The organism is Caballeronia udeis (assembly GCF_044909315.1).
Taxonomy (GTDB): domain Bacteria; phylum Pseudomonadota; class Gammaproteobacteria; order Burkholderiales; family Burkholderiaceae; genus Caballeronia; species Caballeronia udeis_A.
Window position 1 is genome coordinate 41,247 of the sequence record NZ_JBIYEB010000037.1, and the last position, 14,169, is coordinate 55,415.

14 protein-coding genes are annotated in these 14,169 nt (G+C 59.7%); 6 read left to right on the forward strand and 8 right to left on the reverse strand.

Features of this window, described 5'->3' with window-relative positions:
• The first annotated feature begins 133 nt into the window (after positions 1–133).
• Positions 134–331: a hypothetical protein gene (locus tag ABH944_RS38510; protein ID WP_156528782.1), complete on the forward strand. Its 198-nt coding sequence runs from the start codon at positions 134–136 to the stop codon at positions 329–331.
• 4 nt (positions 332–335) lie between these two features.
• On the opposite strand, the gene rpsO is transcribed toward ABH944_RS38510, so the two are convergent.
• Together rpsO and ABH944_RS38520 are read right to left on the reverse strand one after the other, a co-directional pair.
• Positions 336–614, reverse strand: coding sequence for a 30S ribosomal protein S15 (rpsO, locus tag ABH944_RS38515; protein ID WP_062084529.1), 279 nt, complete (start codon positions 612–614; stop codon positions 336–338).
• A gap of 222 nt (positions 615–836) precedes the next feature.
• Positions 837–2,237, reverse strand: a complete 1,401-nt coding sequence (locus ABH944_RS38520) for a branched-chain amino acid ABC transporter substrate-binding protein (RefSeq protein ID WP_404613461.1) — start codon at positions 2,235–2,237, stop codon at positions 837–839.
• Between the two features lie 285 nt (positions 2,238–2,522).
• On the opposite strand from ABH944_RS38520, the gene ABH944_RS38525 reads away from it, so the two are divergent.
• From ABH944_RS38525 to ABH944_RS38535, 3 genes are all read left to right on the forward strand, one after another.
• Complete coding sequence (locus tag ABH944_RS38525; RefSeq protein WP_404613463.1) at positions 2,523–3,032, forward strand: hypothetical protein; 510 nt, start codon at positions 2,523–2,525, stop codon at positions 3,030–3,032.
• 233 nt (positions 3,033–3,265) lie between these two features.
• Positions 3,266–3,988: a carbonic anhydrase gene (locus ABH944_RS38530; protein WP_404613465.1), complete on the forward strand. Its 723-nt coding sequence runs from the start codon at positions 3,266–3,268 to the stop codon at positions 3,986–3,988.
• Between the two features lie 81 nt (positions 3,989–4,069).
• Positions 4,070–5,638 (forward strand): SulP family inorganic anion transporter, encoded by a 1,569-nt coding sequence (locus ABH944_RS38535; protein WP_404613467.1) that lies wholly within the window; start codon positions 4,070–4,072, stop codon positions 5,636–5,638.
• A gap of 89 nt (positions 5,639–5,727) precedes the next feature.
• On the opposite strand, the gene ABH944_RS38540 is transcribed toward ABH944_RS38535, so the two are convergent.
• From ABH944_RS38540 to ABH944_RS38565, 6 genes are all read right to left on the reverse strand, one after another.
• Positions 5,728–7,272 (reverse strand): 2-isopropylmalate synthase, encoded by a 1,545-nt coding sequence (locus ABH944_RS38540; RefSeq protein WP_404613469.1) that lies wholly within the window; start codon positions 7,270–7,272, stop codon positions 5,728–5,730.
• Positions 7,273–7,623: 351 nt separating this feature from the next.
• Positions 7,624–8,490, reverse strand: coding sequence for a CDP-diacylglycerol--serine O-phosphatidyltransferase (pssA, locus tag ABH944_RS38545; protein ID WP_062084540.1), 867 nt, complete (start codon positions 8,488–8,490; stop codon positions 7,624–7,626).
• A 47-nt stretch (positions 8,491–8,537) separates the two neighbouring features.
• Positions 8,538–9,182, reverse strand: coding sequence for a phosphatidylserine decarboxylase (locus tag ABH944_RS38550; RefSeq protein WP_404613471.1), 645 nt, complete (start codon positions 9,180–9,182; stop codon positions 8,538–8,540).
• Between the two features lie 136 nt (positions 9,183–9,318).
• Positions 9,319–10,335, reverse strand: a complete 1,017-nt coding sequence (gene ilvC, locus ABH944_RS38555) for a ketol-acid reductoisomerase (protein WP_404613473.1) — start codon at positions 10,333–10,335, stop codon at positions 9,319–9,321.
• 78 nt (positions 10,336–10,413) lie between these two features.
• Entirely contained in the window at positions 10,414–10,905 is a 492-nt protein-coding gene (ilvN, locus tag ABH944_RS38560; protein WP_047844600.1) for an acetolactate synthase small subunit, read from the reverse strand.
• A gap of 112 nt (positions 10,906–11,017) precedes the next feature.
• Positions 11,018–12,781 carry an acetolactate synthase 3 catalytic subunit gene (locus tag ABH944_RS38565; protein WP_404613476.1) on the reverse strand — a complete coding sequence of 588 codons (1,764 nt, stop codon included), beginning with the start codon at positions 12,779–12,781 and terminating at the stop codon, positions 11,018–11,020.
• Positions 12,782–13,166: 385 nt separating this feature from the next.
• On the opposite strand from ABH944_RS38565, the gene ABH944_RS38570 reads away from it, so the two are divergent.
• The gene (locus ABH944_RS38570) at positions 13,167–13,730 is read left to right on the forward strand and encodes an RNA polymerase sigma factor (RefSeq protein ID WP_062084548.1); all 564 of its coding nucleotides are present in this window, start codon (positions 13,167–13,169) and stop codon (positions 13,728–13,730) included.
• Positions 13,727–14,167 (forward strand): DUF3619 family protein, encoded by a 441-nt coding sequence (locus ABH944_RS38575; RefSeq protein ID WP_404613478.1) that lies wholly within the window; start codon positions 13,727–13,729, stop codon positions 14,165–14,167. Before ABH944_RS38570 ends, ABH944_RS38575 begins: the two co-directional genes overlap by 4 nt.
• Positions 14,168–14,169: the final 2 nt, after the last annotated feature.

The window sequence follows — 14,169 nt, forward strand, 5'->3', positions numbered from 1 at the left end:
TGACGTGTTGTCGTGGACTCCGGAGCATCCGGAGCCCGTGCACACGGTAAAGAAACGGCGAAGCCAAGCGATGACCGGAACCGCACGAAAGAGGGGTGTATGTCATTCCAACGCAACACGACACGCGATGCGCATGACGCGCTGGAATGACACAAAGCTCCGCCGCGAGGCCCGGCCTGTAGTCGAATCGGTTTCCGATCCGGGGTTGGCCTTAATGCAAGCCTTCGATATTTCCCGCCACTTTCCTTTCTACGCCCATGAAGAGCGCGCCGTTCAAAAACAAAATGCCTGTATCAGCAAACTGACACAGGCATTTCGTTGTGAACGCTAGCCGCTTACTTGCGCAGACCCAGCTTCTCGATCAGCGAGCGATAACGGTCAGCGTCTTTGCCCTTGAGGTAATCGAGCAGCTTGCGACGGCGGCTCACCATGCGCAGCAGGCCGCGGCGGCTGTGGTGATCCTTCGTGTGAGCCTTGAAGTGAACGGTCAGTTCGTTGATACGGGTGGTCAGCAGTGCAACTTGCACTTCTGGCGATCCGGTGTCATTAGCGGCGCGCGCATATTCTGCGACAACGTCGGACTTCTTTGCATGAGCAGCAACTACGGTAGACATTTGATTTTCCTTTGAAACGGACAGGCGGTCACGGAAGAAAGGCCGTGCCGTGGGTTTTCTACGTTACTTGAATCAACCTTTGATTCGCTTGCCGGACGGGGCTCTACAACCCTCCCCAAGTACGGCAAGTCGCGGATTATAGCACACCGGTTTTTGCCGTCGACCCGGTTACGGACGACGGGCGAAATGATGCAATAGTCCTGCGCCCAGGTTGGGTTGTTTTTACGGCGCGGGGCGCTTCATCTGGCAGGTGGTGGGCATGGCCGTCTGCGCGGCCGGGATCTTGAGCAGCGTTCGAAAGCCAAAACCGGAGCCTTCGTTGTCAAAATTCACGCCCGGCGTGCCCACCTTGTCCATCTCCATCACATAAAGGGGCTGGATCAATTGATGATCGGCGACACGCATTTCCGTCGTCTGGAATCCCTTGTCCAGCGTCACGCCTTCCAATGCGCGGGCGACCGCGGTCGGGTCGGCGCTGTGCGCTTTCTCCATGGCCTGCGCCAGCATCTCGATCATGAGCGGCATGCGCAGGAAGAGGTAATCGTCGGCCGCAGCCGGAAAACGGGTGCGAAAAGCCGCGTAGTAAGCATCCGACGCGCTGCCGCCTACGTTCGGATGCCAGTCGGCCACCGCCACGACATGTTTTACGCCCGCGTCGCCCAGAGCGGCGGGCGCACCCAGGCTGTTGCCGTAGAACGTATAGAAATGCGTGTCGAGCCCCTGTTCGCGGGCAGCTTTGACAAGCAGCGTCAGGTCGTTGCCCCAGTTGCCGGTGATCACCGCGTCGGCGCCGCTCGCGCGGATCTTGGCCACGTACGGCGCGAAGTCCTTCACCCGGCCGGCGGGGATGAATTCATCGGCGACGATTGCGATGTCCGGGCGACGCTCTTTCAGCGCACGCTGGGCTTCATGGCTGACGTCGTGGCCAAAGCTGTAGTCCTGGTTGAACAAATAGACCTTCTTCACCGATTGATCGTGCTGGATGACATCGGCGAGCGCATTCATGCGCATGCCCGCGTGGGCATCGAAGCGGAAATGCCAGAAACTGCAATCGGCGTTGGTGAGCGCGGGGTCGTCGGCGGAATAATTGAGGAAAACCACGCGATGTTCCGGATCGCGGGAATTTTGCTTATTGATCGCGTCGACAAGCGCAGCCGCGACCGCCGAGCTGTTGCCCTGCATGACAAAGCCAATATTCTGGTCGATAGCCGCACGCAACTGGACGAGACTGGCTTCGCTGCTGCCCTTGCCGTCGAGGACCACCAACTGGAGCGGATGTTTGCCGTCGGGCAACGCGACACCGCCATTCGCGTTCACGCGCTCCACACCAAAGCGAAGATTCCGCTCGACGGCCGCGCCCGCGTTGGCGAACGGACCGGACATGCCCTCGATCATCGCGATGCGAATGGGGGGCAAACCGGGCGCGACGTCCGCCGCACGCGCGGGAGCAGCGAGCGCGCTGACAACACATGACGCCGCCAGCAACAAACCGCTCAGGCGCTTGCCCGCATGCGATGCGCGGACAAGAAGGCGGGACCGCCGTGTCGGCAGGCGCCGCTCACTGGCCCTGAGAGAAACCACGCGACGCAAACCGAGGCCGAGGCCGAGACCCATACAGTCCATTACAGTCCATCCATGGATAAATGACAGCGAAGATGACAGCAAAGCGAATCGCGGATCATAGGTCGTTCGCCATGCCGCATGCAACCGCCTCGGAAATGCGAACGGAAATGGAATAGCCGCCCGGCCCCGCACGTTCCATCTACATGCAACAAGCGCGCCCTGACGGCCGCGATCAAAACCGCGCGCCTACCCCGCATGTCAAAATAAGCGAAGCGGTGCACGACAGCATAAAAACCCACGGCCGATCGTGGATACGGTCTGGATACGAATACGAAGGAGGCTTCGATGTTGAGCAAGGCAATACGAAAACCCGCGGCGGCAATGGCACTCGCCCTTCTGCTGACGGCGTGCGCACAGCCGTGGCAGAACTACCAGGCAGGCGCGGACTCGTCCACCATCACGGCAAAGCTGGGACCGCCGAGAGAGGTATATGACTTGCCGAACGGCGGCAAGCGCCTGATGTGGCCGACCCAGCCGCTGGGCGAAGTGACCACGGCGGCGGATATCGATGCATCGGGAAAGATCGTGAGTGTGCGCCAGGTCCTCGATGAAAACGAGTTCTTCAAAGCGCAGATCGGCACCTGGACACGCAAGGACGTGCTGATCAACTTCGGGCGACCGGTGGAGACGTCCTACTTCCCGTTGATGAAACGCGAGGTGTGGACCTACCGGTACATGGAGGCAAACGTCTGGTACATGATGTACAGCTTTTACTTCGACGATCAGGGCACGCTGCGCCTGACACAAAAAACGCCCGACCCGCTTCACGATCCCGATCAGCGGAATTTCTTCTGATTTCGCCTTTCGCCTGATTTCACTTGATCAAGCACCGAAGAAATTTTTTGTCGACGAAAAAAAATGCCGCTCGAAAAAGCGGCTTTTTTTATGCCTGGACGGGCGGAACCTTTTAATAGAAAGTTATTCGTAAGGTTTATCGCGGCGCCGCGATGACGCCAGAAATACATTCCCGGCGATAATTTGGCCGTTGCAGTGTTGTGCCTCTCATTACGCTTTTGGAGCTGATACCTATGAATCGACCCAAACGCATGCTGGTTGAAAACGTCGGCTGGGCGGCCGAAATTGCCGCCAGTGACCCGGATTTCTTCAGAACCTTGGCCCAAGGCCAAAGTCCGACCGTACTCTGGCTGGGATGCTCGGACAGCCGCGTGCCAGCCGAAACCATCACACACTCGAAGCCCGGAGATTTATTCGTCCATCGCAACATCGCGAACCTCTTTTCACCCGACGACGACAACACCATGAGCGTCCTCGAATATGCGGTGAGCGTGCTGAAGGTGGACGACGTGATCGTGTGCGGACACTACGGATGCGGCGGCGTACGAGCGTCGTTGCTGCCGTTGTCCGACGCCCTGCCCCACGTGAACCGGCGCATTGCCCCGCTGTGCGCGCTGGCGCGTGAGCACAGCGGCGAACTCGACGCGATCGGTACGTTGGATTCACGCATCGACCGGCTGGCGGAACTGAGCGTGCTGCAACAAGTGCGTGCGCTACGCGATACACCCATCGTGCGTGACGCCGAACGCCCGCCGCGCGTTCACGGCTGGGTCTTCGGTTTGCGCGATGGCCGCATCAAGGTGCTTTCGTCCGGAGATCCCACCGATGCCGATACCGGGGGCGAGCCTGCCACCCCATCAATTGTGGCGGCGGGAATAGTAAAACCCGCAAAACCGGCAGAACCCGTGCCGGCGCCTAGCGCGGTCCAGCGCGTGATCGAAGGCTCCCGCAACTAGCCGTTCAATCCCACGTTTCAACCCTTCACCGTGCGATGCCTCCCGGGCATCGCATGGACTAACTCACGCCCGAAAAAGCCCATGACCCTACGTGAAACGTTTGCAACTTTCCCGCGTGATCTGTTCGCGGGCACCGTCGTCTTCCTTGTCGCCATGCCGCTGTGTCTCGGCATCGCCAACGCGTCCGGCGTCGAGCCGTTTGCCGGCTTGCTGTCCGGCATCATCGGCGGGCTGGTCGTCGCGCTGCTGAGCGGCTCGCACCTGAGCGTAAGCGGGCCGGCGGCCGGGCTGGTCGTCATCGTTGTGGACGGCATTGCCAAGCTCGGGAGTTTTTCGACCTTCCTGATGGCGGTCATGCTCGCGGGCGTGATCCAGTTCGGCTTTGGCATGCTGAAGGCCGGGCGCTTCGCCGCTTATGTACCCTCATCGGTCATCAAGGGCATGCTCGCGGCTATCGGCTTGTTGCTGATCATCAAGCAGATACCGCTTGCGGCCGGTTTTGCCAACGGCGGCGCTCATGTTGCCGCGCAAACCCCGGGCACGTTCGATACGCCGTTCGGCGCGATGTCGCTCGCTGCGTGCGCCGTCGCCGTGCTTTCCCTCGCGATACTGGCGGCCTGGGAAACGAAAGCGATGCGGCGCTTTACACTGGTGCGCGCGTTGCCCGCGCCGCTGGCGGTGGTCTTGCTCGGCATTGCAATTACGCTGGCGCTGGACTTCGCCGCGCCAGGCTTCGCGCCGCCAGCGGAGCATCGCGTGTTGCTGCCGTCGCTCGCTTCGCTTGCTGCATTGAACGCCGCGTTCGACTGGCCTGACTTCGGGCAACTCATCAATCCCGATGTCTGGCGGCTCGCGATGACGCTTGCCATCGTCGCGAGCCTGGAGACCTTGCTGAGCCTCGAAGCCGTTGAGCAGATCGACCCGAAGAAGCGTTCTGCTCACCCGGATCGGGAACTCAAGGCGCAGGGTATCGGCAACATGATGGCGGGCGCGATCGGCGCGTTGCCGATTACCTCGGTTATCGTCCGTAGCTCCGCCAATGTCCACGCGGGTGCGCAGAGCCGCTGGTCGGCTGTCGTGCATGGAGCCCTGCTGCTCGCGAGTGTGTTCGCGCTGACCGCCGTGATCAACCTGATTCCACTGGCCTGTCTCGCCGCCATCCTGATTTTTACCGGACTCAAGCTGGCGAAACCTTCATTGTTCGCGGCGGTTGCGAAGCAGGGATTCGAGCGCTTTGCGCCGTTCATCGTGACGATCGTGGGCGTACTCACGACCGATCTGCTGATTGGCATCCTGTTGGGTATTGCGTGCAGTATCGGACTCGCGATTCACGCGAATCTGCAACGGCCTATCACCATCGCGCAGCATGGCGACCACTTCCTGCTGTCGTTTCGCAAGGACGTTTCGTTTCTCGGCAAGGTGTCGCTCAAGCATCACCTGAGACAAATTCCGGACAACGCGACGGTAATCGTGGACGCAAGCCGTGCCGATTTCGTCGATCCGGACGTGCGCGAACTAATCGATAAATTCGTCGCCGATGCGCCCGAACGCGGCATTCATGTGGAATGCCGCCAGCTTGAGCGCGTGGCGCGGGAACGGCCGGGTTTGCAGCAACGCCTGGCGTTCTTCAGACGGGCATCTGTCAAGTGAGAGTGCCATGAAAAACGGCCCTCGCTTGTGGCGAAAGCCGTTTTTAAACCGATGAAGCGCCAGGTACGCGCTTCATCAATCGAATCAATTCAGGAAAGCTGCGGATTCAGCTTCTCGACCTTCGAATGCAGCTTGTTGAGCGCCGCAAGATAAGCCTTCGCCGACGCCGCCACAATGTCCGGGTCCGTGCCCACGCCGTTCACAATCCGGCCGCTCTTCGACAGACGCACGGTCACTTCGCCCTGAGCCTGCGTACCGGTGGTAATTGCGTTCACCGAATACAGCACCAGCTCGGCGCCGCTCGTCACCTTCGATTCGATCGCGTGCAGCGTGGCATCGACCGGGCCATTGCCACGCGATTCACCCTGCACTTCAATACCGTCGACGGCAAATACCACGCGTGCATGCGGCTGCTCGCCCGTTTCCGAATGCTGGGCCAGCGACACGAAACGGAACGTTTCCTTGGCCTGCATTTCCGCTGATTCTTCGGAGACGATCGCCATGATGTCTTCATCGAAGATCTCGGATTTACGATCGGCGAGTTCCTTGAAGCGCACGAACGCGGCGTTCACATCCGTTTCCGATTCCAGCGTCACGCCCAGGTCTTCCAGGCGTTGCTTGAACGCATTGCGGCCGGACAGCTTGCCGAGCACGATCTTGTTGGTCGACCAGCCCACGTCTTCGGCGCGCATGATTTCGTAGGTATCGCGCGCTTTGAGCACGCCATCCTGGTGAATGCCGGACGCATGCGCAAACGCGTTCGCACCCACAACAGCCTTGTTGGGCTGCACGACAAAACCGGTGATCTGCGAGACGAGCTTCGAGGTCGGCACGATATGCGTTGTATCGATACCCAGTTCCAGCCCGTAGTAATCCTTGCGCGTTTTCATCGCCATCACGACTTCTTCCAGCGCCGTGTTACCGGCGCGCTCGCCCAGGCCGTTGATAGTGCATTCAATCTGACGCGCGCCGCCGATGTGCACGCCGGCCAGCGAATTCGCCACCGCCATGCCGAGGTCATCGTGGCAATGCACGGACCAGACCGCCTTGTCCGAATTCGGCACGCGTTCGCGGATCGTCCTGATCAGGTTGCCGTAGCCTTCCGGCACGGCGTAGCCGACGGTATCGGGGATATTGATGATGGTCGCGCCTTCCGCGATCACCGCTTCCAGCACCCTGCACAGGAAATCGAGATCCGAACGGCTGCCGTCTTCCGGCGAGAATTCAACGTCATCGGTGAACTTGCGCGCGAAACGCACGGCGAGACGCGCCTGTTCGTAGACCTGATCCGCGCTCATGCGCAGCTTCTTTTCCATATGCAGCGCCGACGTGGCAATGAACGTATGGATGCGGAAGTGATCGGCGGGCTTCAGGGCGTCGGCAGCGCGCTGGATGTCTTTATCGTTGGCGCGGGCGAGCGAGCAGATCGTGCTGTCCTTGACCAGGCCGGCAATGGTGTGGATCGCGTCAAAGTCGCCGTTCGAGCTGGCAGCGAAACCTGCTTCGATCACATCGACCTTCATCCGCTCGAGCGCCTTCGCGATCCGGATCTTCTCTTCCTTTGTCATCGACGCGCCGGGGGATTGCTCGCCATCGCGCAAGGTCGTGTCGAAAATGATCAGTTTGTCTGCCATGTCGGGCTCCAGTGGGGAGTTTTAGAGTTTTGAAAACGGTGGGGAAAAACAATACGGAATCCGGGTGTTCGCGCCACCGCTGGCGTCGAAAACCACGAACGAGCAGACGGGAGGCGGGAAGCTTAGCGCGGCAGGCGCGCTAGTAGCGGTAGCGCGCGTAGCGGCGCACCAGCTAGGAAAGACGAGAGGGGATGGGCGAAAAAAATCATTTGGAGACTATAACGAGATTTTTGAGAGCGTGCAATTGGGCTTTCCGATCGATCCGATTGGTGTCATCCGCCGGGTTTGGGGCCATAAGACGCCCAAAAGCAAACAGCGCGCACCGGATTCAAGCCAATGCGCGCTGTGCTTTCAATGCGGTTTTTCAGACGACCTGGCCGGATTCGGCCGGCCGCGCATGGCCATGTACCCCCACCACGCGTAACCGGAGAAACCGTACAACACGAACAAGCCGAACAACATCAAAGGCGGATCCGACGATACCAGCACGAACGCCACCACCACCAGCAACACGCCTGCGAACGGGACGCGGAACCGCACGTCGAGCGCCTTGCCGCTGTAGAACGGCGCGTTTGACACCATAGTGACACCGGCATAGATGGTCAGCGCAAACGCCACCCACGGCAACCAGACCAGCTTCAGCGGCACGCGGTTATCCGTGGCGAGCCATACAAAACCTGCGATCAACGCCGCCGCTGCCGGACTCGGCAGGCCCTGGAAATAGCGTTTGTCCACTACGCCTACGTTCGTATTGAAGCGCGCAAGACGCAACGCCGCCCCCGAGCAATAGACGAACGCTGCGAGCCAGCCCCATCGACCCAGGTCTTTCAGGATCCACTCGTACATCACCAGCGCCGGCGCGACGCCGAAAGAGACCATGTCGGAAAGGCTGTCGAACTGCTCGCCGAACGCGCTCTGCGTATGCGTCATGCGCGCGACACGGCCATCCATGCCGTCCAGCACCATTGCCACGAAGATTGCTATGGCCGCGATCTCGAAGCGCACGTTCATGGCCTGCACGACCGCGAAAAAGCCGCAGAACAACGCGGCCGTGGTGAACGCGTTGGGCAGCAGGTAAATGCCGCGCTTCCTCAAAAACTGTTGCCGCTTCGCACGCCGCGTTTCCAGCACGCCGATGTCCTGCGCCGCCTTGTTGCGGCGAAAAGCCCGCGGGGGTGTTGTCGTGCTTCGCGTCCGGCGCGGTTTGAGTGCCGCCATCGAGTCCTCCGTTGTGCAGCCTGGTTTTACCGCTTTACTTGTGCTGATTACTCTGCAAACTCGGCAAGGATGGTAGACGAGGCCGACACCTTCTCGCCAATCGCCACCCGCGGATGGCTGCCCACCGGCAAATACACATCGACGCGCGACCCGAAGCGGATGAAACCATAACGCTGGCCGCGGTTAAGCGGCTCGCCCACGTGGACATAGCACAGGATGCGCCGCGCAATCAGTCCGGCGATCTGCACCGAGGTCACCGTATGCCCCGCCGCGGTCTGGATCACGATCGCATTGCGTTCGTTCTCGGTCGAAGCCTTGTCGACGGCAGCGTTGAGATACGAACCCGGAAAGTACTCCACCTTGCTGATGGCGCCATCTACCGGCGAGCGCTGCGAATGGACATTGAACACGTTCATGAACACGCTGATCTTCAGCGCTTCGCGGCCCGCGTAGGGATCGTGAGCGGTTTCCACCGCGACGATACGGCCGTCGGCGGGACACAACACGGCGTTCGCCTGAACGGGAATCGGCCGGGCCGGGTCACGGAAAAACTGGACGACGAAGATCGTCAACAGCCAGAACGGCCAGGCAAAACCAAAGCCGCCGATGGCCTGGATCAACACGGCAATGACAGCCGCAATGGCAATAAACGGCCAGCCTTCACGCGCGATGATCGGATGTGGATAGTTCATGAACGAGTTCTATATTTTTAGTAAAACCGTAGGATAGCAAAAGCCGTCCGGCGCCAAGCGACACCGGACGGCTTGCGGTCTTCACTAGGACCGGCGCGCATGGCCGGTCGTTCAGCTTTTTTAGTTCTGAGGCTGCTTAGTTCTTCGACTGATCAACCAGCTTGTTTGCCGCAATCCACGGCATCATCGCACGCAGCTTGGCGCCGACCGTTTCGATCTGGTGCTCAGCCGTCAGGCGGCGACGCGATTGCAGCGTCGGCGCGCCAGCCTTGTTTTCGATGATGAAGCTCTTTGCGTACTCGCCGGTCTGGATGTCCGTCAGCACTTGCTTCATTGCCTTCTTCGTTTCCGACGTCACGATCTTCGGACCCGTCACATATTCGCCGTATTCAGCGTTGTTCGAGATCGAGTAGTTCATGTTGGCGATACCGCCTTCATAGATCAGGTCGACGATCAGCTTCAGTTCGTGCAGGCATTCGAAGTAAGCCATTTCCGGCGCGTAGCCTGCTTCCACCAGCGTTTCGAAGCCGGCCTTGATCAGGTCGACCGTACCGCCGCACAGCACAGCTTGCTCGCCGAACAAGTCAGTTTCCGTTTCTTCACGGAAGTTCGTTTCGATAATGCCGGCACGGCCGCCGCCGTTAGCGACCGCGTACGACAACGCCACGTCGCGTGCCGAGCCCGACTTGTCCTGCGCCACTGCGATCAGGTGGGGAACGCCGCCGCCTTGGGCATACGTGCCACGCACCGTGTGACCCGGCGCCTTCGGCGCGATCATGATCACGTCAAGGTCGGCACGCGGGATGACCTGGCCGTAGTGCACGTTGAAACCGTGCGCGAATGCCAGCGCAGCGCCTTCCTTGGCGTTGTCGTGCACCTCGTTCTTGTAGACTTCGGCGATCTGCTCGTCCGGCAGCAGCATCATGACCACGTCCGCGCCCTTTACGGCTTCGGCCACTTCCTTGACCTTCAGTCCGGCCTTTTCAGCCTTGCTCCACGATGCGCCGTTCTTGCGCAGGCCGACCGTCACGTTCACACCGCTGTCCTTCAGGTTCAGCGCGTGTGCATGGCCTTGCGAGCCATAGCCGATGATCGTGACTTGCTTGCCCTTGATGAGGGAGAGATCGGCGTCTTTGTCGTAGAAAACTTTCATGGTGGTTCCTTTACTTGAATTTAATTTGTGAAATTGGGTGCGAAAATAACGTTCAACGTTCGCGTTGTTCAGCCGCTCTCAGACCTTCAGGATTCGCTCGCCCCGGCCAATGCCGGAACTGCCTGTGCGCACGGTCTCGAGAATCGCCGTTGCGTCCAGCCCCTGAATAAATGCGTCAAGTTTGTCGCTCGCGCCCGTCAGTTCCATCGTGTAGCTTTTTTCGGTGACGTCGATAATGCGGCCGCGGAAGATGTCCGCCATCCGTTTCATCTCTTCCCGTTCCTTACCGACCGCTCTCACCTTGATCAGCATCAGCTCGCGCTCGATGTGGGCGCCCTCTGTCAGGTCGACCACTTTCACCACCTCGATCAGGCGGTTCAGGTGCTTTGTGATCTGTTCGATCACGTCATCCGAGCCAATGGAAACGATGGTCAGCCGCGACAGCGAACTGTCTTCGGTCGGCGCCACCGTCAAGGTTTCAATGTTGTAGCCACGTGCGGAAAAGAGGCCGACGACGCGCGATAACGCGCCCGGTTCGTTTTCCAGCAGCACGGAAATGATATGTCTCATGATTCACGTTCCTGATTTATCCAGTGAATAAGCGTGTTCCCGCAAAACTCACGCGCCACGATCGTCTTTTGTGGAGACGGGCGCGCGTGAGCCGCGCTAGGGAAAACAGCCGTTATAGATCTTCCGATCCGAGCAGCATTTCCGTGATGCCCTTGCCTGCCTGGACCATCGGAAATACGTTTTCGGTGGGATCTGTCTGGAAGTCGAGGAACACCGTGCGATCTTTCAGGCGCAGTGCTTCCTTCAGTGCCGGTTCAACATCACGCGTATGTTCGATACGCATGCCCACGTGGCCATAAGCCTCAGCCAGCTTCACGAAGTCAGGCAGCGCGTCCATATACGAACTGGAATAACGCTTCTTGTATTCGATCTGCTGCCATTGGCGAACCATGCCGAGATAGCGGTTGTTGAGCGAGATGATCTTGATCGGCGTGTTGTATTGCTTGCACGTCGACAATTCCTGGATGCACATCTGGATCGAGCCTTCGCCCGTGATGCACAAGACCTCGTCGTCCGGGTGCGCCATCTTCACGCCCATGGCCGCCGGCAGGCCGAAGCCCATGGTGCCGAGACCACCCGAATTGATCCAGCGGCGCGGCTTGTTGAAGCGGTAGAACTGCGCCGCCCACATTTGATGCTGGCCAACGTCCGAACAGACGAACGCTTCGCCGTCGGTCAGCTCCCACGCCTTTTCGACCACGTATTGCGGCTTGATGATCTGGCTTTCGCGGTCGAACTTGAGGCAGTCCTTCGAGCGCCACGCTTCAATGTCCTTCCACCAGTCGGCCAGCGCCACGGTGTCCGGACCGTGTTCGGCCGTCTGCAGCTGTTCGATCAACTCCTTCAGCACTTCCTTCACGTCGCCGACAATGGGGATATCGACCTTCACGCGCTTGGAAATGGACGACGGATCGATGTCGATGTGAATGATCTTCTTCGCATGCGACGCGAAATGCTCCGGATCACCGATCACGCGGTCGTCGAAACGCGCGCCGATCGCGATCAGCACGTCGCAGTGCTGCATGGCCATGTTGGCTTCGTACGTGCCGTGCATGCCGAGCATGCCGAGGAATTTCTTGTTGTCCGCGCGATAACCGCCCAGGCCCATCAGTGTGTTCGTCACCGGATAACCGAGCAGGTCGGCGAACTGGTTCAACTCACGCGCCGCATTCGCCAAAATGATTCCGCCACCCGTATAAATGTACGGACGCTTCGCCGAGAGCAGCAACTGCACGGCCTTGCGGATCTGGCCGGAATGGCCTTTGGTCACCGGATTGTACGAGCGCAGCGACACCGTCTTGAGCGGTTCGTACTTGCAAGGCGTCTTCGACACGTCTTTCGGAATGTCAATCAGCACCGGGCCAGGACGTCCCGTACGGGCGATATAAAACGCTTTCTTGACGGTCGCGGCGAGGTCGCGCACGTCTTTGACGAGGAAATTGTGTTTGACGCAGGGACGCGTGATGCCGACCGTGTCGCACTCCTGGAACGCATCCTGGCCGATTGCCGCGGTAGGAACCTGACCGCTGATAATGACGAGCGGGATGGAATCCATGTAGGCGGTGGCAATACCGGTCACCGCATTGGTGACGCCGGGGCCGGAGGTCACGAGGCACACGCCGACATTACCCGTGGAGCGCGCGTAGGCGTCGGCGGCATGAACCGCGGCCTGTTCGTGGCGCACGAGAATGTGCTGGATCTCGTCCTGCTTGTACAACTCGTCGTAGATATAGAGTACCGAGCCGCCGGGATAGCCCCAAATGAACTCGACTTTTTCGTCAGCGAGCGCGCGCATGAGCACGGTGCCGCCAATGGATTCAGCTTCGAGGGGGGGAGTCGTATCCGACGTGGAGAATTCCGCGCTGGGCATATTCATACATTCACCTTTCGAATTTTCGGCAAAAAATTGATTGGGTGCTCTCTGCCGGGCTTATGGCTCGGGTTCAAGCGGCGCGTCTAAATGGGAAGCGGGCTTCTTGGGCTCGCCTCAAAGAGACAGTTCACTTTATGATGCGAGTCGGAAACGATAGCCCGAGGCCATAAAGCTCGTCAAGGAAAAATTGCACGATATTCCCCGGAAGCACGTCAAAATCGCGCTCTAAAGGCTCGGATTTATCCGAAATTCTGAAGAAAACTCCGTGTTTCAGCCTGTAACAGCGGCGCATTTCCTCGCTGTTCACTCAAAAGTTTGCTAGCATCCGCAGGTTTTAAACCTCTCACCAACCCTTATCGACGCACGCTCGTTGCGCCGGGCCTCACGGATGGCATCAGACAAGGAACTCGCCGATTTTCTGGCGGGCGTCGAAAGACGCGCGTTTAAGCAGACGGTGTACACCGTACGCGACGACGATGCGGCGCTCGACATCGTTCAGGATGCGATGATCAAGCTCGCCGAAAAATACGGCGACCGGCCTCAGCCCGAGTTGCCCCTTTTGTTTCAGCGTATCCTGCAAAATGCAACGCACGACTACTTTCGCCGGCAGAAGGTCCGAAATACGTGGGTAAGCCTGTTTTCCTCGTTCGGCAACGCTGACGACGACGAATTCGACCCTCTCGAGACCTTCGAATCACAGGACGGCACGGTCGGGGCGGAAAGCAGCGAAAGCCGGCTCGAGCGTGAACAGGTGCTCAACCTGATCGACGCGGAGATCCAGAAACTACCAGCACGTCAACGGGAAGCGTTTCTCATGCGTTACTGGGAGGATATGGACGTCGCCGAAACCGCCGCTGCAATGGGCTGCTCCGAAGGCAGCGTAAAAACACATTGCTCGCGGGCCACGCACGCGCTGGCACACGCGCTGAAGGCGAAAGGAATCACGCTATGAGCAACGCTCTCGATCAAAAGGAAACCGAGTTCGCGCTGAAGGTACGCCGCGCACTCGACGAAAACATCAATTCGCTGCCCGCCGCCTCGCTCGACAAGCTGGCGGCGGCTCGCCGGATGGCGATCGCACGCAAGAAACCGGAAAAAGTCGCTGTCGCGGCGCCGGTTTTCGCGCCTTCGCTCGCCGGCGCGGGTGCGGCCGGCTCCCTGGGCGCCGCCGGGCCGGGCCACGCGGGTAAACGCGGCCGCTTCTCGCGCCTCGCGCTGGCGTGGCCGCTGCTCGCACTTGTGATCGGATTGGCCGGCATCGCTTATTGGGAGGACCAGCAGCGCACCGCGGAACTCGCCGATATCGACGCGGCCATGCTCAGCGACAATCTCCCGCTCGACGCCTATCTCGACCACGGTTTCAACGCGTACCTGACGCGCAATCATTAAGA

Bases quoted from the DNA above. Each gene is read 5' to 3' on its own strand.
- ABH944_RS38510 (WP_156528782.1), top strand. From the start codon at position 134: ATGACGCGCTGGAATGACACAAAGCTCCGCCGCGAGGCCCGGCCTGTA.
- rpsO (WP_062084529.1), bottom strand. From the start codon at position 614: ATGTCTACCGTAGTTGCTGCTCATGCAAAGAAGTCCGACGTTGTCGCA.
- ABH944_RS38520 (WP_404613461.1), bottom strand. From the start codon at position 2,237: ATGGACTGTATGGGTCTCGGCCTCGGCCTCGGTTTGCGTCGCGTGGTT.
- ABH944_RS38525 (WP_404613463.1), top strand. From the start codon at position 2,523: ATGTTGAGCAAGGCAATACGAAAACCCGCGGCGGCAATGGCACTCGCC.
- ABH944_RS38530 (WP_404613465.1), top strand. From the start codon at position 3,266: ATGAATCGACCCAAACGCATGCTGGTTGAAAACGTCGGCTGGGCGGCC.
- ABH944_RS38535 (WP_404613467.1), top strand. From the start codon at position 4,070: ATGACCCTACGTGAAACGTTTGCAACTTTCCCGCGTGATCTGTTCGCG.
- ABH944_RS38540 (WP_404613469.1), bottom strand. From the start codon at position 7,272: ATGGCAGACAAACTGATCATTTTCGACACGACCTTGCGCGATGGCGAG.
- pssA (WP_062084540.1), bottom strand. From the start codon at position 8,490: ATGGCGGCACTCAAACCGCGCCGGACGCGAAGCACGACAACACCCCCG.
- ABH944_RS38550 (WP_404613471.1), bottom strand. From the start codon at position 9,182: ATGAACTATCCACATCCGATCATCGCGCGTGAAGGCTGGCCGTTTATT.
- ilvC (WP_404613473.1), bottom strand. From the start codon at position 10,335: ATGAAAGTTTTCTACGACAAAGACGCCGATCTCTCCCTCATCAAGGGC.
- ilvN (WP_047844600.1), bottom strand. From the start codon at position 10,905: ATGAGACATATCATTTCCGTGCTGCTGGAAAACGAACCGGGCGCGTTA.
- ABH944_RS38565 (WP_404613476.1), bottom strand. From the start codon at position 12,781: ATGAATATGCCCAGCGCGGAATTCTCCACGTCGGATACGACTCCCCCC.
- ABH944_RS38570 (WP_062084548.1), top strand. From the start codon at position 13,167: ATGGCATCAGACAAGGAACTCGCCGATTTTCTGGCGGGCGTCGAAAGA.
- ABH944_RS38575 (WP_404613478.1), top strand. From the start codon at position 13,727: ATGAGCAACGCTCTCGATCAAAAGGAAACCGAGTTCGCGCTGAAGGTA.